Origin of the sequence: Metabacillus sp. Hm71, from assembly GCF_051842955.2 — a bacterium.
Taxonomy (GTDB): domain Bacteria; phylum Bacillota; class Bacilli; order Bacillales; family Bacillaceae; genus Metabacillus.
The window spans coordinates 4600785-4619812 of sequence record NZ_CM200278.1; the positions used below are offsets into that span (position 1 = coordinate 4600785).

Genomic DNA, 19028 nt, shown 5'->3' on the forward strand with positions numbered 1-19028 from the left:
GGTCTTTCTTTTTTGCAAAAATCATTAGCTTTTAATGTAATCGATTTCAGTGAAAAGGAATTATTTCTTACCTTACAAGACTCATTTTATATGATTCTATTCTTTTTGTAAACGCTTTTTCTATGATTTTTTTCTTTTTTTTATCATTCATTTTTATAAAAAACATTGTAAAATCCCCTATTTCTCAAGAGATAAGCTGAAAGGCAAATAAATTGCCGCTTCATTTTCCACTTACATCATTTTTCTTTTTTCCCCATATATTAATCAAATTAATTAGAAATCGATTTCAATTACATCTTTTAAAAACAGCCCCATTAATACCGTTAAATTAATTCCAAAGTCTTTCCAGCCTTCAGCTTAGGATTGCAGGACTCTCTGATAATCAATTCATCCTTTAATACAATTTTTTTCTTAGTCAACTTTTCTCCATTGATCAAACCTAACAACAGCTCCATTGCTTTCATACCAATCTTATATTTAGGCTGATTAATCGTTGTTAAATTTGGTTCATGGATTATCGACATTTTTATATTATCAAATCCTACCACTGCAAGATCCTCTGGAACAGATAATCCGCTGTCCTTTGCAGCCCTTATCGCCCCCATCGCCGTTTCATCATTAAAGGCAAAAACAGCTGTTGGCGGGACTTCAAACGCCAGTAATTTCATCATTTGATGATAGCCGGATTCAAAGGTCGAATTACCTTCTTGTATATAGGCTGATTCTACCTCTAGATCATGGCTTAACAACGCCTGCTTGTATCCTTTTATCCGGTCCCTGCTTAATATATTATGAAGAGGTCCGGAAATATGGGCAATTTTCGTATGTCCCAGATTGATTAGATGTTCGGTCGCCTTTCTTGCACTGCTAATATTATCAATCGATACGGTTGGAATATTTAAGCCATCCATGTATTCACAGGCAAGCACGATAGGAAAATGGTCAGCAATCTCTTCCATTTCTGTTTTATTAAGCCGGGCAGTTAATAGAACCATCCCATCTGCCTGCTTCTGCTGCAATAGATTAATATATTCCTTCTCCCTTTCAATATCATTTTCGGTATCCCCTAAAATAACCTGATAACCATGACTGACAGCAACATGTTCAATCCCACGCAGAACCTTTGAAAAGAACGGGCTTGTGATATCTGGAACGACCACAAGAATGATTTTCGTTTCCTTTGTGCGGAATTGCCTTGCCACAATATGAGGCTTGTAATTTACTTGATTAATGACATTCATCACCTTTTCGCGTGTTTCTTTGCTGACAAGCTCAGGATTGCTAAGCACCCGCGATACGGTGGCAGGCGATACCTTTGCTAGTTTTGCCACATCGCTCATTTTCATCCCTAATCACCTCTTTCACCTTTAGTTTAGTTCTTAAAGTAGACATATTGTCATTGTAATCGATTTCAAATCCTGCTTTTATTTTATATGACCGACTAATTTTTGTAAACGAATACTTTGATTAAATGCCTAAAATAAAAGCCAAAGGCAGAAGAAGCATTTCCTGCTTCAACACCTCATGGCCCTATGTTTGTTCTTTTAATGGTGTTGCTGAGTCTCTAACAATTAGTTCATCCTTCATCACAAACTTTTTCTGTTTGATCGCTTCCCCATTAATTAAATGCAGCAATAGTTCCATCGCTTTTTTACCAATTTCATATTTTGGCTGGTCGATCGTCGTTAAATTAGGTTCAATGACAGAGGACATTTTGATATTATCAAATCCTACAATGGATAAATCCTCAGGCAGCTTTAGACCGCTATCCTTTGCAGCTTTAATTGCTCCCATCGCCATCTCATCATTAAAGGCAAAAATCGCTGTTGGCGGGGTTTCAAACGCCAGTAATTTCATCGTCTGATGGTAGCCGGATTCATAGGTAAAATCACCTTCTTGAATGTAGGCTTGGTCTACCTCTATATCATGGCTCAGTAATGCCTGCTGATATCCTCTCATCCGGTCACGGCTCAGAATGACATTAATCGGACCCGTAATATGAGCAATTTTCGTATGACCGAGCTTGATTAAATGTTCGGTTGCCTTTCTTGCACTGCTTATATTATCAATCGATACAGTCGGAACATTTAAATCATCCATGTATTCACAAGCAAGCACCATTGGAAAATGATCGGCAATCTCTTCTAGGTTAGCTTTATTTAAGCGCGCTGTTAAGAGCACCATTCCATCTGCTTGCTTTTGCAGCAATAAATTGATGTATTCTTTTTCCCTTTCAACATCATTTTCAGTATCGCCTAAAATAACTTGGTATCCATGATTAATAGCTACATGTTCAATCCCGCGTAAAACCTTTGAAAAGAAAGCGCTCGTAATATCTGGGACAACAACGAGAATGATTTTGGTTTCCTTTGTACGAAATTGTCTTGCCACAATATGAGGCTTGTAATTCACCTCATTGATGACCTTCATTACCTTCTCGCGTGTTTCTTTGCTAACAAGGTCCGGATTACTAAGCACCCGGGATACGGTGGCAGGCGATACATTTGCTAATTTCGCCACATCACTCATTTTCATAACTTCTTATCACTCACCCTCACTGAAAACGATTTAGTGGAATTAAAAAATTTCACATACAAATAATCTATATCGTTTTCTTTCTATCATAACCTTTTTTATTTACTAGATACACTTGTAGCATATTAACTTATTTTATCATGAAAAGGTGAGGATTTGGATTTTTCATTTTTAAACAATAAGAAGGGCTGTCTCATATATAAAGATTGCTCCGCCAAACACATATGTGTAGCAGATCCTTTTGAGACAGCCCTCTTCATCTTAATTCATACTTGCGCTAAATTGTTTGGCCATATTACTAGAGCCAAACTCTCTCATTTTTCCTTTTACTGTTGCAACAATCGCTTCTTTCCCAGGTGTTGTGATGGCCCGATGGTCATAAAGATCAGGATCACTATTTAGCTTTTCCCGAACAGCCTTGGTCCACGCTTGTAAGCATTCCGTATTAACATTAATCTTAGCATGGCCTAATTCAATGGCTTTCTTGATTTGATATTCAGGAATTCCCGAGCCACCATGCAGGACAAGCGGGATGCCTGTTAGTTCTGAAATCTGTTTCATTTCTTCGAAGCCTAGTTTTGGTTCACCCTGGTATGGCCCATGGACGGAGCCAAGAGCAGCAGCTAAGGCATCAATTCCTGCTTCCTTCACGATTCGCAAGCATTCATTAGGATCAGCGTACTTTACTCCGCCAATCAATCCATCTTCCATACCCCCAACTGTTCCTACCTCTGCTTCTACTGATACTTTATTTAAACGTGCATAGTCAGCAACCTGTTTCGTCATGGCGATATTTTCTTCGATTGGATGATGGGATCCATCAATCATAACTGAAGTAAACCCGGCATCGATTGCCTGCATGCATCTTTCAACACTCATGCCATGGTCGAGATGCAATGCCACCGGAACGGTAATGGACATTTCTTCCATAAGTGCGTTCACCATGGCAGCGATCGTATTAAAACCGCCAAGATAATCAACAAGCCTGTCAGATGCAGCTACTATTACAGGTGCTTGTTCTTCTTCTGCTGCTTGTAAGATGGCCTGTGCCCACTGCAGGCTATTTAGGTTAAATTGCCCTACAGCATAGCTGCCTTCTTTCGCTTTCAGAAGCATTTCCTTCATAGATACTAATGACACTTTCTAGATCACCTCTTTTTATCGATTTATAGAATGATTTAATTAGAAGCTAGTTCAACCTCGTATACCTTTAGGCATTAACATTGATTTTGTCTGCCGGTTGCTTGTAAAAATCCGGTTTATCCATTAATGAAATGGCTTCTTTCTCACCTGAATGCTGTGCTTTAATCGCAGCATCTGCTGTTACTGCGGCAATATATCCGTCCCAAGAAGTCGGCCCATTTGGTTCACCTGTTTTATGAATGGAATCCATAAAATGCTGTAATTCCTTGTCATATGCATCAATAAAACGATCCTTCCAATCCAATAATACATTAGTGCCAAAGGTTGCATTTTTTCGGAACGAAATACTTTGGAACTCCGGAAGGCTGACAATACCTTCATCACCGATTACTTCACATTGAATATCATAGCCGTATTTGCAATTAACAAATATTTCAGCTGTTATCACAATGCCGCCCTTAGTTTCTAAGGTAACAATTTGCGGATCTCTCAGATTCTCATGGGCATGCTTTGACTTTTTCGGATAGGTCACTTGCACCGTTTTATAATCATCATTTACCAGCCAATGTAAAACATCAATTTCATGAATTAACGTATCATGAATCGCCATATCGGTTGTGTATGTTGCAGGAACCTCACGATTTCGGTGGGCACAGCGGATCATTAGCGGTTCACCAATGAATTGGTTGTCAATTGCTTCTTTTAATTGAACATAACCGCTATCATATCTGCGCATAAAGCCTACTTGCACTAAGCGCTTGCCATGCTTCATTTCAGCTTCGACAATTCTCATGCAGCCTTCAGCTGTTGTTGCCAATGGTTTTTCAACAAACACATATTTTCCAGCTTCAATCGCGGCAAGTACACTCGCTTCATGTGCAGGGCCCCAGCTTGTTACAAGCACAGCATCAACATCGTCAGCAGAAATAAGTGCTTTATCATCTGGATAAACGACTGCATCTAGTTCAAAGCTTTGTACAGCATTGATTGCGGACTCTTTGTTAACATCTGTAACAGCAACAATTTTTCCGCCCGATAATTTATTTTCAATGCGCTTAATATGTTCTCTGCCAATGGCGCCAGTACCGATTACCCCAAATCGAATGGTCATGTCCATTCCTCCCTAGATTTAATCGCTATAACTTTTTCTTTTGGATGATTATCCTACGATTTCTGTCTTTTTTAAAGTAAGTAATGTTTCATCAATGTATTTTCTTGCTATTAAAGCATATTCCAATGGATGAGCAATTGCTGGATCCTGCTCTGCTTCAATGACAATCCAGCCTTTATAATCATGATCAAGGAGCATTTGGTAGACATCAGTAAAATCAATGCATCCGTCACCAGGTACAGTAAACATGCCATTTAAAAAGGATTGTAAAAATGATTCGCCCTTTTCCCTGCATTGAGCCAGCTGTTGATCTCTAACATCTTTAAAATGGACGTGTTTGATGCGATTGATATGCTTTGTTAATAGCCTCATATAGTCGCCATCAGAAACATAAATATGACCTGTATCATATAGAAGGTGAACATGGTTTGGATCGGTATTCTCCATGAGGCGGTCAATTTCTTCTAATGTTTGAACACCTGTGCCCATATGATGATGAAAAACTAATGATAAGTTATATTGTTCAGCAATTTTTCCAAGTTCGTTTAAGCCTTGGCATAATTGGTTCCATTCCTTGTCAGTAAAAAAAGGTTTTTCAGTAAAGACATTTTTATCTGTTCCTTGTATGCTGTATGTTTGTTCTGATACAACGGCAACGTCTGCATTCACTTCCTGCAAATATGCACAATGCTGATGAAAAGCCTTTGAAGTTTCTTTAAGTCCATCGCGGATCAGGAAACTGCTGAACCACTGGCCTGCAATTTTTAAGTTGCGCAGCTTAAGCTCTTTATTTAACACCTCTGCCTCAGGGAAGAAACCGCCAACCTCTGTCCCTTGGAAGCCAGCGACAACAATATCACTCAATAGATGTGACAACGTATTATCCTTGCCGATCTCAGGCAGATCATCATTTCGCCAGCCGATTGGGGCAATGCCCCAACGAATCTTTTGATTACTCATTCTCAATCACCCTTTATTAATATTGCTTTGCATTTCGTAATTTTTCCTGCTTAAGCTCAAAAGTTTTTTGAGCAAGTTCTTGATCAGATACTTCAGGGAATCCTAAGTTCCACCAGCTGCCATCATAACCATCAGTCATTGTTTTCGGAAGCACTTTCATCTCAATTAGAGTAGATCGATCCTGTTTCTTCGCATCCTCTAAGGCTGCTTTTAATTCTTCAACTGTATTTGCCCGATACGCTTTAGCACCATAGCCTTCAGCCACTTTTGCGTAATCAATATTCATAATTTGGTTATCTGCTGTTCTGAATTCACAATGGAAACTTCCATTTCCGGAGTCCATTTGGAGATTATTAATACAGCCAAAACCTGAATTATCGAATAAGAGCACATTTATTTTTTTATTGTTCTGAATAGCTGTAATAAATTCAGAATGGAGCATGAGGAAGCTTCCATCACCGACGATTGAGTACACCTCTTTTGAAGGATCTGCCAGCTTCAAGCCTAATGTACCGGAAACTTCATAACCCATACATGAGTATCCATACTCTAGATGATAGGTGTTCGGAACTTCTGAGTGCCATAAACGCTGCAAGTCTCCTGGAAGAGAGCCAGCTGCACAAATAATGATGCTGTCAGGATCAATCGTGTCATTAATCGCCAGGAGTGCAGTCGTTTGCGGAAGTTCTGTTTGTAAAGCATCTGCATACTCGTTCAACACTTCTTGTGAAAAATGATTCTTAATTTCAGGATCAAAATTCTCTCGATTAAATGTAACTTTGCTTAGGCGGTCACGTTCAATCAACCATTCTTCTTTTAATTCAGTAATCGTATTGCCAAACTCGCTCTTATATCCCTCCAGCATTGGCGTAAGTGCCTCAAATGCTGTTCTGGCATCTGCGACAACCGGGAATGCATCCAATTTATAGGCTTGCATACGGCTGACATTGATATTTAAAAACTTCGTTGTTTCAAAGTTAAATAGTGTTTTAGATGATGTAGCAAAATCGGTAAATCTCGTACCAACACCAATAATCAAATCCGCTTGCTGTGCCGCTTTATTTGCCGCTAATGTTCCTGTAATTCCAAGCCCGCCTAGGTTATTTTCGAATGATGATTCTATTGCTGATTTGCCTGCTTGGGTTTCAACTAAAGGAATATTATACTTCCCGGAAAATTCCATTACCGCTTCACGCGCTTCTGAATATTTTACTCCGCCGCCAACAACAATGACAGGCTTCTTACTAGCCTTAATTAACTCGGCAGCTCCTGCGAGCTCACGTTGCGATGGCAGCTTGCGGTCAATATAATGAACGCGTTTTTCAAAGAACTTCACATCATAATCAAAGGCTTCCCCTTCAACATCCTGTGAGATACAAATGGTTGCCGGACCTGCTTTCGCCGGGTCTGTCATCACTTCAAACGCCCGAATTAAACTTGACATTAATTGCTCCGGACGAGTAATGCGATCCCAATATCTTGAAACAGGCTTTAATGCATCATTGGTTGTGACAGCCGTGCTGTATTCTTGTTCAATCTGCTGCAAGACCGGATCAGGCTGGCGTGTCGCATAAGTATCTGCCGGCAGAAACAAAACCGGAATATTATTCGCAAGAGCTGTACCGGCAGCCGTTACCAGGTTGGCTGAACCTGGTCCGCTTGAAGTTGAAACTGCATATATTTTTTTGCGGAGCATTTGTTTGCTATACGCAATCGCTGCGTGTGCCATACCTTGTTCATTTTTCCCTGAAATGATTTTCAAATGTCCTGGGTCTTGTTCAAGCGCCTGCCCAATCGCTAATACATTTCCATGGCCAAAGATGGTAAAAATACCCTCAACAAACGGAAATTCCTCACCATCTATATGAACATACTGTTGATTTAAAAACTTGAACAAAGCTTGTGCTGTAGTTAATCGAATTGTTTCCATCCCTCTTCACCTCTATGAAATTGAAATTGTTTCGTTTTTCGCTATTAATTCTTCAATCTCTTCCACTGTAGGCATCGCTTCAGATGAGCTATGCTTGCTTACAACAATTGATGCCGATGCGCTGCCATATTTCAATGCTGATTCAATGTCTTTGCCTGTGATTAAAGCAAATAAGAAAGCAGAAGCATAGGAATCACCGGCACCAAATGTTTTGAGAACCTTTGTCTTGTATGCCAAACCTCTAAAAATTTCACCTGATTTTGCATAAGCATATGAGCCTTCAACACCATGCTTAATGACGATAAGCTCTGGAGAATGCTTAAACAGATAGTTGACTGTATCCTCGTTTTTCCCTTCTGTCTGTCTGTTTTCCAAGGCATCAAATTCTTCACGTGTTCCAATGACGACATTTGACAGCTCTGCTACTAATGAATAATAAACAGCTGTTTCTTCAGGAGTTTCCCAGGAATATGGGCGATAATCTAGTTCAAAAATAACTTTTACATCATTTTTCTTCGCAAGATTAACGGCTTTTAGCACTGCTTCACGAGACGGACTTTTTGATAATGCCGTACCTGATACGAGCAGAACCTTTGATCTTTTAATATAATCCTCATTTACTTCAGAAGGAGTTAAATAAAGATCTGCCACATCCTGACGATACATGAGAATGCTGCATTCTTCCGGACTTTTAATCTCTGTAAAAGCTAAACCTGTTTTATGGCCCTCTGTATCGACAACCATATTAGATGTATCAATTCCAGCATCCCTCATATACTTTTCAATAAAACGTCCGTGCTGATCATCGGAAATTTTACCGATGAACCCAGCTTTTAAGCCCAGCTTGGAGCTTCCGATTGCAATATTTGCCGGTGAGCCTCCAACATACTTTGAAAACGTCATGGTTTCTTCCATCGGGCGGTTATATTCCACTGCATTTAAATCAATGCAAGCGCGACCAATTGCAATAATATCGAATTCTTTATCATCATGAAAATGAATATTCATCTTTACTCACAGCTCCTTTTTTTATTATTTTGCTCTATTAAACTGCTGATTTTCTCTGGTGGTCCCCTTAGCGCTTTGCGCCTGCGGGAACTTCAATATCCCATTGTTCCCGCAGGAGTCTCGCGCATTTCACTTCATCAATTACAAGCGTCAAAATCATCAATGAGCTTTAATTCAGCTTATCGTTTTAAAATCCATTCATGATCAGGATCGTTGTAGAACTTCCAAATCCGTTTCGGTCCAGCCATTACATTTAAATAATAGGATGTGTATCCTTCAGGAACACCTACTGGATGATAACCCGCAGGTACGATTACCATGTCACCGCTCTCAACAGCCATTGTCTCATCCAGTGAGCGATCATCTGTGTATACACGCTGGAAGACAAAGCCCTGCTGAGGATTCATTTCATGGTAGTACGTTTCTTCTAAAAATGACTCCTCTGGTAAGTTATCTTGATCATGCTTATGCGGAGGATAGCTGGACCAATTTCCGCTTTCGGTATAAACCTCAACAACTAGTAAACTATTTGCCGAAGGATCGGAATCTGGTAATATATTGTGCACCATGCGTTTGTTGTTGCCTGTTCCTCTATGCTCAACCCCATTATCTTCTGCACTGATTAATTTTGTTGGCAATTGCTTTTCTGATGGGGAATAGCATAAAGCAACACGTGCTCCGCTTACTGCCTCTACTTTAAATGTACGATCATTTGATACATAAACACTGTCTGTTGGTTTCTTTTCAAAGACAGATTCACGTGTACCAATTTCTTCAAAATTGACCTCTCCATCTGAAACATTTATCTTCCCAGTTAAAGCGACAATACAGCATTCTTGGTTTCCAAGTTTTTCTGAATATGCAGCACCAGGAGCCAGGTCAATCATTTTAAATCTGACATATTCCAACGATGAATTTTCTGATGTTACTTCATGAATAAGTGTTACACCTTGTTCCAGCTCTTTTTGAACAGGCTTACGCAGCAATTTACTCAATGCAATCTCCTCCTATTTTTTTTGTAAGGTAAGAAAGTTAACTGCAATCGATTTCATTGATATCTTTAAAAATAAAAATAGAATTGTCTAATCATGCATACATTTTTTCTCATTTCTTATACAGATTAATCGTTAAACCGTTTTCAGTCAATGCTTTTTAGCATTTATAAGGTGTTTTTTTCAGAAATTTTCACTTTTCAAGTTCAATTAATTCGTAAACAACGTGTTTTAATTGCAATCGATTTCATTGATAATAAAAATTTTTCACGATAAGACTAGTTTGATAGTAGTTAAAAACTAAGTATTCCTATTCTTAGGTTCTATCTTATCATTTATATAAAACGCTTTCAATAGGTATGCTTAAAATTAATAGATCGATAATTTCTTAGTTATTTTATTTACAATTTACCTGTTAAAAACTGTGCTTCACCAAGACCAAAGCTCCAATCGGCCTCTCCATTTTCAGTAATGGAGATCATCAAGTCTTCAGGTGATATCCCGCACTCCGCTTCAAGTCTTTCTGCAAGCAACGAATATAACTTTTCTTTTTGTTCTTTTGTTCTAGCTTTGCTTACAATACTGATAATAACCATATTATTTGTTCGATTAAAACCTAATCCTGTATCCTGAATAATAAGCTCATTAGCTGGATGCTGATGAACAATTTGATAACGGTCCCGTTCAGGTACGTTAAATGCTTCCACCATTGCATTGTGGGCGGTATCCAATAATTTTTTTAGAGACTGCTCATCTCGTCCTTCAATTAAATCAAATCGTAATAATGGCATAACTAATTTCCTCCTTAAACATTTATATATAGTAAAACTTTTAAGCCCTTTGTTTGTAATAGACTTAAACGTTTTCTTAATCTAATTTATTAGAAATGACAAGCTGTATATCATGCTTCTTTGCAAATTCCTGGTAGGCATCACTTGGTGGTTGATCTGTAAAGATCGCATCAAGATCTGATAAATCACAATAAGTCATTAGCGCATATTGATCAAACTTTTCATGATCGACAAGGACATAAACCTTTGAACTTTTGCCTACAACGGTCTGCTTCATTTCATTTTCAACAGGGGATGAATGAGTGACACCATTTGTGATGGAAATACCTGCAGAAGCCATGAACGCTTTGTTGATATTGTATGATTTCAGCAGGTCCATATTTTTCATACTAACAAATGACTTCGTTTTGCGTTCTAACACTCCACCAGTAGAAATGACATTTAAGTTGTTGTATGGAAAGGACTTAAAAATAAAATCAAGATTATTTGTAAGGATTGTTACATTTTTCTGTTGTAAATAATCCACCATTTCTAATGTAGTTGTACCTGAGTCAATATAGATAATATCCCCATCCTCAACAAAGTCCGCTGCCGCTTTGCCAATTGCCTTTTTTAGACGTGCGTTTCTTGTTTGCCTCTCATGAAAGGATGTTAGTGTTGCATGATTAACAGCAACTCCGCCATAGACCTTTTTAATCGTTCCACGATCAACCAATTGCTGAATATCACGGCGAATGGTGTTTTTTGATACATTAAAAACATTACAAAGCTCATCCAGTGAAACCGTTTCATGGACTAGTACATATTCTTGTATCTGTTCAATCCGTTCTGTTTTTAACATGACTACCCCTTCTTGACTTAAATTCCACCAAAGGCTCTAAGTTTTCTGAACCTTACCTACATATTAACAAAAGATACCCAAAAGTTCACCACTTTTTTGAAATATAATTTAGTTTTTATTTTCACCTTTAACATTTTGGTCAAATTTAGCTTGAATGAACCAAAACATAACCAATATAAAATCATATGTAATTATTTAATATCCCCACCTTTTAGAAGAAAACATTCAATCCAATAAAGGTGGGGGTATTTAAAAGTGAATCGGTTAATGCAACTGTTTTTGCTCGATCGCATGAATTGAATCATAGAGAATTTCAATCAAGCTTTTTATTTCTTTGTTACTAATGATGAGAGGCGGGGCAAAAACGATTGTATCTTGACCATCAAAAACAACTGAGCGGCAAATGAGTCCGCGCTTTGCTGCTTCTGAAACAATAACTGGTGCTAAAGGTGTTGAAAATCTTTCTCGTGAAGACTTATTTTTAACAATTTCAACAGCCCCCATCAATCCTAGTCCTCTTACTTCACCAACTATTTGACACATCCTTTGAATAGAGCGGAAGCCCTTCAGCATTTCTTCCCCCATTATCTTCGCATTATTCATTAGTTGTTCGTTTTCAAGAATTTCAAGGTTTTTTAATGCTACGGCACATCCCATCGGGTGCCCGCTATACGTATACCCATGTAAAAGCGTACCTGTTGAAAGCTCTATGAATTGTTGGTGAATGTCTTTTGAAAGCATAACGCCGCCTAACGGAGCATAGCCGCTGGTCACACCCTTTGCAAAACACATCATATCTGGTGTGACTCCATAATGTTCCACTCCAAAATACGTTCCTGTCCGGCCAAAACCTGTAATCACTTCATCAGTAATAAATAAAATACCGTATTCATCGCATATCTTTCTAACTTCTATAAAATAGGTTTCTGGAGCGATATGAACACCACCTGCACCTTGGATGGGTTCTGCAATAAATGCTGCAATGGTTTCAGGACCTTCCGCTTCAATAACGTCCCGAAGAGATTGTGAAGAGAGATTATTAGTGTAATAGAAATCAGGGGCTAAGGAGTTTGTAAAATCCCTAAACGGCTTAAGGCCGGTCGCGCTTGTTGCTCCCATCGAGACACCATGATAAGACTTTGTACGCGAAATGATTTTTTTTCTCCTTGGTTCTCCCTTTAACATCCAATAATGGCGAGCCAGTTTATAGGCTGTATCATTTGCCTCAGACCCCCCAGAAGTAAAGAATGTTGCAGATAAATCCCCTGGAGCTACCTCTGCTAGTTTCGCTGCCAATCGAATAGCAGGCTCATTGCTGAACGTTGCAAAACTGGAGGTAAAGGCCAATTTTGACATTTGTTCCGCAGCTGCCTGCCCCAATTCTGTTCTCCCATGACCAATATTGACATTCCAGAGTGAGGACATGCCATCAATCACTTTATTTCCAGCAAGGTCATAGAGGTATACCCCTTTTCCTTCTGTAAAAATAAACGTTGGCCCCTGTTCTTGCTGTTGTTGAATCGGTGATGTCGGATGAAGGAAATGCTTTTTATCTAATTCGGTTAGCTCCCCGATGACGTCCAAATCTTTTTTCATGTTAAACACCCTTCCCATCTATTTTTTCCTCCTTGATATACTCCATTTATATGAGAAGGGAATGGTGAGGTATGTTTCCTCTAAATAAAATACTAGGTTATAAAATAAAAAAGCCAGCTTCTGCTGACTTTTTTATTGCTTCATAATGCTTTTTCTGTTCATTTTTTACTATTCAAGATAAGCTCGTTTTGATAGACAAATCGATACGTGCCAGAACCAGCTTCCAGCGAGACACCTTCTTCTATTTGGTTTACATTTGAAACACCCTCTACATCCGGCAGTAATACACCACTTTCTTTCACACTCTTTAGTTGAGCAAATGGTAAGATGATTGTTGCTTTTGTGTTAGCTGGAACGTTTACTTCAATCGTTATGTTTTCGTCTGAAAGGCTCCATGCTGATACAATTTGGCCATACATGGAATTGTGCTTAACACGGACAAAAGTCATTTCTCCACCATTGATTCTTGGGTGAATACGAATATGTTTATAAGCTGGCTTTGCTTCATCCAGGTCTAATCCTGCAACAAAGCGGTACATCCAATCTCCAATAGCACCATAGGCGTAATGGTTAAATGAGTTCATATCATCGCTCCAGAATGAACCGTCTTCTTTAATGCCATCCCAATGCTCCCATATGGTTGTTGCGCCCTTTTTAATCGAGTACAACCAGGAAGGATAGGTTTCCTGAAGCAGCAGCTTTACAGCAGTGTCATGATAGCCATTTTCAGATAAAGCGATGCATAGGTAAGGGGTACCAACGAAACCAGTTGTCAGATGATAGTCATTTTTGACAATAAGCTCGTTGAGGTCATGGGCGATTTGCTTTCTAACATCTCCCCCTACTAAATCAAACATTAGCGGCAGAATGTTCGCCGTTTGAGTTTGGGCAATCATGTGATTGTCAGCTGAAATAAATGTCTGATTAAATTTGGCAATAATGCCAACTAACAGCTCACTATAATCAGTAAAATCCTCATTCTTTTCTAGGACAGCTGCTATATCACGAAGAATCCGAGTAGAGAGAGCATAATAAGCTGTTGCAACCAAATGAACAGGAGTTGCGCCAAAATAGCTATCCTCTTCGGCATCAAGAGCAAGCCAATCCCCAAAGTGAAAGCCAGTATCCCATAAATATTCATTCTCTCCTTGCGAGCGAATAAATTCTACCCATGCTTTCATGCTTTCATATTGTTCGGAAAGAATTCGTCTATCACCATAACACAGGTATAAAGTCCACGGACACACAGTTGCTGCGTCTCCCCAGGCAGATGATGTATACGTCTCATCTCCCCACATTGACGATACATAATCCTTCAGCGCATTTGGAACCACAAAAGGAACGGAGCCATTAGACCTTTGATCAGCCTTTAAATCTCTTAACCATTTTGTAAAAAATGGACCTCCTTGGTAGTTGAACAAAGCCGTTCTAATAAACACTTGAGCATCCCCTGTCCAACCCAACCTCTCGTCCCGCTGTGGACAATCTGTCGGTACGTCTACGAAATTTCCTCTTTGCCCCCAAACGATATTTTGTTGAAGCTGGTTTACCATTTGGTTCGAGCATTCAAATTCTCCTGTAGGTTCCATATCTGAATGGATCACTTCACCAATAAAATTTTCAAGTGGCAGACCCTTTTCTTGGTTCGGATATCCCTCAACTTTAACATATCGAAAGCCTTGGAATGTAAAATAAGGGGCATACTCCTCCGATCCTTCTCCTTTTGTAATATATTCTACTGTTTGCTTTGCTTTTCGAAGATTGCCAAAATAAATATTCCCTTCCTTATCAAGCACCTCAGCATGCTGCAAGACAATTCTAGTTCCTTTTGGTGCGGTTACTTTTAATCTAATTCGCCCCACCATATTCTGTCCCATATCTAACACTGTATCTCCAGCAGGAGTAACGATTATTGATACAGGGTAAATTTGTTCAGTTACTCGTGAAGGCCAATTCTCCTGAGCAACTAGATGATCCATTGGTAAGTTGTAAATGACTACACCTTTCCAATTTGTATCATCATAGTAAGCACTGTCCCAACCACTTTTTTCTAAACGGGCATCATAAACTTCACCATGGTAGATTTCCGACATTAAAATCGGTCCAGTTGAGGCCTTCCATGTTGAGTTGGTTCCGATCATTTCCTCTGTACCATCTTCATAGCGAACATGAAGCTGGAGCAATGCCGCACGACGGTCTCCATATATATGACGTTTATCAAGCCACGTTAAATCTCCTTTATACCATCCGTCCGCCAAAGCAATGCCCAGTGCATTTGTCCCTTGTAAAAGCTGTTCAGTGACGTCATAGGTTTGGTATTGAAGTCGGTGGTCATAGCTTGTCCATCCAGGTGTCAACAGCTCGTCACCAACTCTTTTCCCGTTTAATGACAATTCATATAGACCAGCACTTGTTGCATAAATTCGCGCTGACTCTACGCCTTCTTTTAGCTCAAACTGTTTTCTTAGGAGAAATACTTGTTCCATCAACGGGTCTAACTCATCAGGGTTCGGTGTAATCCACTTTGCTTGCCATTCACTCGACTGTAAGAGTGCCGTTTCCCACCAGGCCAGTTCACTCCAATCAGACTCTTGACCAAAGTTATCCCAAATCTTCACCCGATAGTAATATCTAGTTCTGGAAGTTAATTTCGGTCCATTGTATTCGATATGAATCGATTGCTCGGAATCTATTTTGCCTGTATCCCAAAACGTGTTTTCTAACTCATCTTTTGAAAGGAAAACCTGTAATCGATAAGCTTGTTGAAGCGTTCCGCGGCGATCAGCGTCAATTGTCCAACTAATCCTTGGGTTTGGAACATCCAATCCAAGCGGATTTTTTCTGTATTCACACTTCGTTTCTTTTACTTTTAAATGATTCATCATCTACTCCCCCCCATGATTTTTATCGTAGTTATTCGTTACGTTATCCTTTAACAGCTCCGCTTGTCATCCCTTTCATCACCAGTTTATTTAGGAACAAGTATAAAAGCAGGGTTGGAACGACAGCTAGAGAGATTGAGGCAAAAATCGGCCCCCATTGTTTTTGGCCATATTCTCCAGTAAATGAAATTAAACCTGTCTGTAATGTTCTAAGTTCTGTATCACTAATAAAGGTCATTGCGAAAATTAAGTCATTCCAAACAAAGAAGAACTGAACTAAAGCGACTGTGACAATTGCATTTGATACAATTGGTATGGCAATTTTAAAGAAGATTTGATAAATATTTGCCCCATCCATAACAGCCGATTCAATCACTTCATTCGGCAATGCTTTGAAATAGCTGGAAAACATTAAGATTGTTAGTGGTAAACCAAACGTTGTATATACTAAAATAAGCGACCAAAAATTATTTAATAGACCTGTCTTAAAGAAGATTGTAAATAAAGGCAGAAGGACAATTTGTACTGGTACCATAATGCCTGCTGTAAACAACAGCATGACACCTTTACTCCATTTCCATCTCATTTTCTCAATCGCAAAGGCAGCCCCCGCTCCTAAAAAGATAATTAAAAACAGTGATGGAAAAGTCGCTAGAATACTATTTTGAAAGTAAGTGCCCATATTCCCTATATTCCATGCATCTGTGAAGTTCTGCCAATGCAGACCCTCCGGTAAGGCGTACATTGGATTTTCAGAAAATTCATCTGGTGCTTTAAATGAAGAGAGTAATAACCACAAAATAGGATAAACTTCTACTATTAATAAAAGAAGGATGACTAATTTCCCAATTAGCATACCAACACTATTAGATTTTCCGGTTAAATGATTCACGTTATTCCCTCCTTGTTGTTATGCATCATTTCTAGCAATTTTGTAAACAATTAATGTGATCAGAAGAGAAAAGATTAATAAAAATACCGCTACAGTACTTCCATATCCATATTGGTTATACGTAAAGGCATTGTTATACATATAAATGGATAAAGTCGTTGTGCTGTTACCTGGTCCGCCATTTGTTAAAGCAACGGCTGACTCAAACACTTTTAATGTTCCGTTTAAGCTAAAAATAATCGATGAAATTAAAACAGGTTTTAATAACGGAAGCACAACAAATTGCATCAGTTTCCAGCCTTTTGCCCCATCCAATTTGGCCGCTTCTAGAACATCCTCAGGTATATCTACTAAACCGGCAAAAAGAATAACTGCATAAAAACCAATTGCTTTCCAAATATCCATGATCACAAGTACCCAAAACGCTGTATCTCCTTGACCAAGCCAAGGCTGAACAAACATATCTAAGTTTAAGAAATTAAGTAAACTATTTACCAGTCCCATTTGAGGGGCAATTTCAAAGAGTTTTGCGAACAATTGCGATACCGCTACAGCAGGAAGAACAACCGGGAAAAAGATAAGCGTTCGAATCAGTGTAGAATAACGCTTAATATAGAATGCAAACAGTAAGGCAAGACCTAAACCTAAAATAATCTGTCCCGCTGAAACGAAAATCGTATATTTAAGTGTGATCCACAAGCTTGACAAGAAATCCTTGTCTTTAAATAAAGTAAGGTAATTTTCTAACCCGACAAATTCAAACCCGCTAATAAGTGAGCCTGAATAAAATGTATACACAGTAGACCATACTGTTGGAATTAAGAGTATCGCCGTATAAATTAATAAAGCCGGTCCAACAAAAATCAGAATGGCTTTAGGGTCTTTTAAGATTTTCTCCATGAATTTTCACTCCTTACAGCATTAAGGTAACAGAAAGGCCCGGTATTCGGACCTTCCAAAGCTTATTTACCGCTTTCTAAAGAATTCTCTATGCTGCTCATATACTCTTCAGGAGTAACTCCATCATTGAGTAAATTTTGTGCACCATCTTCTGCAACCGTTTTTGTTTTTGGATCAAAATAACCTTCGAACCAAAGGGCACTATTTTCGACCTCTTCGATTTTCTCTAATGTCATTTTTGTTAAAGGGCTTACATCTTCAGGCATGTTTTCAACCTTAAAGCCGGAAATTAAACCGCGTTCTGAGATTGCTTTTTCGCCATAGATTGAGAATACTTCCTTCATCCAGTTTCCAACTTCTTCATTATATTTTGCTTTAGAGAATGAAAGCGTTAAGCCCGCATTCATTGAGTAATCATTGATCGTCCCTTTTCCTCCTTCAACAAGCGGAATATTAAAAAAGCCAATATTGTCGATGCCAATTTTATTTAAATTTTCATCATTAAACTCATTTAAAGCCCAGCTTCCCATATAATACATAGCTGCATTTCCTTGAAGGAATGTATTGCTTGCTGTATCATAATCAATTGTATTTACACCTTCGCCAAAATACCCTTTTGCATTCATTTCTTGTACCATTTTAGCTGCTTCAACAAATCCTTCATCCGTAACACTCAATTTCCCCTCTTTTACTTGCTTCATTGCATCCGCTCCATATAAACGGATGACATAGCCATTGATTAAACGTGTGATCGGGAATTTTTCTTTACCCGCTACAGCAAAAGGCTGGATTCCTTTTTCCATAAAGACTTTACTTACAGCCATCATTTCATCCCAAGTCGTTGGGACTTCCAAATTGTTTTCTTCAAACAATTTCCTGTTATACCAAAAACCTTCAATATTTAATTCAACAGGCAACGCATAAAGACCCCGGTCACCGCTAAGGTTTTTCAACAAATCAACTGCTCCTGGATTTAACTTTTCATAAATGCCCAGATCTTTAAATGTCTTTTCCAAATCAAGCAATTGATCGTTATCTATCATATCTCCCAGCTGGTTAGACTCATATTTGAATAATTCAGGAAGATCATTACTAGCTGTTAATAGCTGAATTTTTTGCATTAAATTCGTTCGTAAAACAGTCTCTAGTTCAATGCTTGCATCTGTTTTTTCTTCAGTAAGTCCCATGAGGATACTTGCATCTGATTCATCAGCCGTATCTTCTGAGATAAATTTCATTGTGTTATTGCCTTCTTCTCCCCCACCCGAAGAACTTGAATCATTATTTCCACCGCAACCGACAACAGCGAAAATCATGACAATCGATAATAATAATAATAAAAATACCTTTTTCATCAAACAACGCCCCTTTTTATGTGTTTATTTAGGATGTATATCCTTAACTAAATTCTATATAAAATAAAAACCTATTGTAAGCGCTTCATTTT

The 19028-nt window shown here is 38.7% G+C and carries 15 protein-coding genes; all 15 read right to left on the reverse strand.

All coding sequences use genetic code 11. The features are described from left to right. Nucleotides 1–323: 323 nt before the first annotated feature. The 15 genes from ACSVDH_RS22735 to ACSVDH_RS22805 all read right to left on the reverse strand — a co-directional run bounded on the left by ACSVDH_RS22735 (nucleotide 324) and on the right by ACSVDH_RS22805 (nucleotide 18936). Nucleotides 324–1346 (reverse strand): LacI family DNA-binding transcriptional regulator, encoded by a 1023-nt coding sequence (locus ACSVDH_RS22735; RefSeq protein WP_439251750.1) that lies wholly within the window; start codon nucleotides 1344–1346, stop codon nucleotides 324–326. A 184-nt stretch (nucleotides 1347–1530) separates the two neighbouring features. Further along, nucleotides 1531–2535 (reverse strand): LacI family DNA-binding transcriptional regulator, encoded by a 1005-nt coding sequence (locus ACSVDH_RS22740; protein WP_439251749.1) that lies wholly within the window; start codon nucleotides 2533–2535, stop codon nucleotides 1531–1533. Nucleotides 2536–2796: 261 nt separating this feature from the next. Then, complete coding sequence (fba, locus tag ACSVDH_RS22745; RefSeq protein WP_439251748.1) at nucleotides 2797–3675, reverse strand: class II fructose-1,6-bisphosphate aldolase; 879 nt, start codon at nucleotides 3673–3675, stop codon at nucleotides 2797–2799. 70 nt (nucleotides 3676–3745) lie between these two features. Beyond that, nucleotides 3746–4789: a bifunctional inositol 2-dehydrogenase/D-chiro-inositol 1-dehydrogenase gene (gene iolG, locus ACSVDH_RS22750; protein ID WP_439251747.1), complete on the reverse strand. Its 1044-nt coding sequence runs from the start codon at nucleotides 4787–4789 to the stop codon at nucleotides 3746–3748. Between the two features lie 48 nt (nucleotides 4790–4837). Further along, the gene (iolE, locus tag ACSVDH_RS22755; protein ID WP_439251746.1) at nucleotides 4838–5749 is read right to left on the reverse strand and encodes a myo-inosose-2 dehydratase; all 912 of its coding nucleotides are present in this window, start codon (nucleotides 5747–5749) and stop codon (nucleotides 4838–4840) included. A 16-nt stretch (nucleotides 5750–5765) separates the two neighbouring features. Beyond that, nucleotides 5766–7679: a 3D-(3,5/4)-trihydroxycyclohexane-1,2-dione acylhydrolase (decyclizing) gene (gene iolD, locus ACSVDH_RS22760; protein ID WP_299090557.1), complete on the reverse strand. Its 1914-nt coding sequence runs from the start codon at nucleotides 7677–7679 to the stop codon at nucleotides 5766–5768. A gap of 12 nt (nucleotides 7680–7691) precedes the next feature. Continuing rightward, nucleotides 7692–8687, reverse strand: coding sequence for a 5-dehydro-2-deoxygluconokinase (iolC, locus tag ACSVDH_RS22765; protein WP_299090554.1), 996 nt, complete (start codon nucleotides 8685–8687; stop codon nucleotides 7692–7694). Between the two features lie 179 nt (nucleotides 8688–8866). Beyond that, nucleotides 8867–9682 (reverse strand): 5-deoxy-glucuronate isomerase, encoded by an 816-nt coding sequence (iolB, locus tag ACSVDH_RS22770; protein ID WP_439251744.1) that lies wholly within the window; start codon nucleotides 9680–9682, stop codon nucleotides 8867–8869. 398 nt (nucleotides 9683–10080) lie between these two features. Continuing rightward, the gene (locus tag ACSVDH_RS22775) at nucleotides 10081–10470 is read right to left on the reverse strand and encodes a tautomerase family protein (protein ID WP_439251743.1); all 390 of its coding nucleotides are present in this window, start codon (nucleotides 10468–10470) and stop codon (nucleotides 10081–10083) included. A 76-nt stretch (nucleotides 10471–10546) separates the two neighbouring features. Next, nucleotides 10547–11311, reverse strand: coding sequence for a DeoR/GlpR family DNA-binding transcription regulator (locus ACSVDH_RS22780; protein ID WP_439251742.1), 765 nt, complete (start codon nucleotides 11309–11311; stop codon nucleotides 10547–10549). Between the two features lie 264 nt (nucleotides 11312–11575). Then, nucleotides 11576–12907 carry an aminotransferase family protein gene (locus ACSVDH_RS22785; protein WP_439251878.1) on the reverse strand — a complete coding sequence of 444 codons (1332 nt, stop codon included), beginning with the start codon at nucleotides 12905–12907 and terminating at the stop codon, nucleotides 11576–11578. A gap of 158 nt (nucleotides 12908–13065) precedes the next feature. Then, nucleotides 13066–15789 carry a family 78 glycoside hydrolase catalytic domain gene (locus tag ACSVDH_RS22790; RefSeq protein WP_439251741.1) on the reverse strand — a complete coding sequence of 908 codons (2724 nt, stop codon included), beginning with the start codon at nucleotides 15787–15789 and terminating at the stop codon, nucleotides 13066–13068. A 43-nt stretch (nucleotides 15790–15832) separates the two neighbouring features. Beyond that, on the reverse strand, nucleotides 15833–16681 hold the full coding sequence (locus tag ACSVDH_RS22795; RefSeq protein WP_439251740.1) for a carbohydrate ABC transporter permease: 849 nt from the start codon (nucleotides 16679–16681) through the stop codon (nucleotides 15833–15835). 18 nt (nucleotides 16682–16699) lie between these two features. Beyond that, nucleotides 16700–17581 carry a carbohydrate ABC transporter permease gene (locus ACSVDH_RS22800; protein ID WP_439251739.1) on the reverse strand — a complete coding sequence of 294 codons (882 nt, stop codon included), beginning with the start codon at nucleotides 17579–17581 and terminating at the stop codon, nucleotides 16700–16702. 62 nt (nucleotides 17582–17643) lie between these two features. Beyond that, nucleotides 17644–18936 (reverse strand): ABC transporter substrate-binding protein, encoded by a 1293-nt coding sequence (locus ACSVDH_RS22805; RefSeq protein WP_439251738.1) that lies wholly within the window; start codon nucleotides 18934–18936, stop codon nucleotides 17644–17646. Nucleotides 18937–19028: the final 92 nt, after the last annotated feature.

Bases quoted from the DNA above. Each gene is read 5' to 3' on its own strand.
- ACSVDH_RS22735 (WP_439251750.1), bottom strand. From the start codon at position 1,346: ATGAAAATGAGCGATGTGGCAAAACTAGCAAAGGTATCGCCTGCCACC.
- iolG (WP_439251747.1), bottom strand. From the start codon at position 4,789: ATGACCATTCGATTTGGGGTAATCGGTACTGGCGCCATTGGCAGAGAA.
- ACSVDH_RS22800 (WP_439251739.1), bottom strand. From the start codon at position 17,581: ATGGAGAAAATCTTAAAAGACCCTAAAGCCATTCTGATTTTTGTTGGA.
- iolC (WP_299090554.1), bottom strand. From the start codon at position 8,687: ATGAATATTCATTTTCATGATGATAAAGAATTCGATATTATTGCAATT.
- ACSVDH_RS22775 (WP_439251743.1), bottom strand. From the start codon at position 10,470: ATGCCATTATTACGATTTGATTTAATTGAAGGACGAGATGAGCAGTCT.
- ACSVDH_RS22785 (WP_439251878.1), bottom strand. From the start codon at position 12,907: ATGAAAAAAGATTTGGACGTCATCGGGGAGCTAACCGAATTAGATAAA.
- iolD (WP_299090557.1), bottom strand. From the start codon at position 7,679: ATGGAAACAATTCGATTAACTACAGCACAAGCTTTGTTCAAGTTTTTA.
- ACSVDH_RS22805 (WP_439251738.1), bottom strand. From the start codon at position 18,936: ATGAAAAAGGTATTTTTATTATTATTATTATCGATTGTCATGATTTTC.
- iolE (WP_439251746.1), bottom strand. From the start codon at position 5,749: ATGAGTAATCAAAAGATTCGTTGGGGCATTGCCCCAATCGGCTGGCGA.
- ACSVDH_RS22740 (WP_439251749.1), bottom strand. From the start codon at position 2,535: ATGAAAATGAGTGATGTGGCGAAATTAGCAAATGTATCGCCTGCCACC.
- ACSVDH_RS22780 (WP_439251742.1), bottom strand. From the start codon at position 11,311: ATGTTAAAAACAGAACGGATTGAACAGATACAAGAATATGTACTAGTC.
- ACSVDH_RS22790 (WP_439251741.1), bottom strand. From the start codon at position 15,789: ATGAATCATTTAAAAGTAAAAGAAACGAAGTGTGAATACAGAAAAAAT.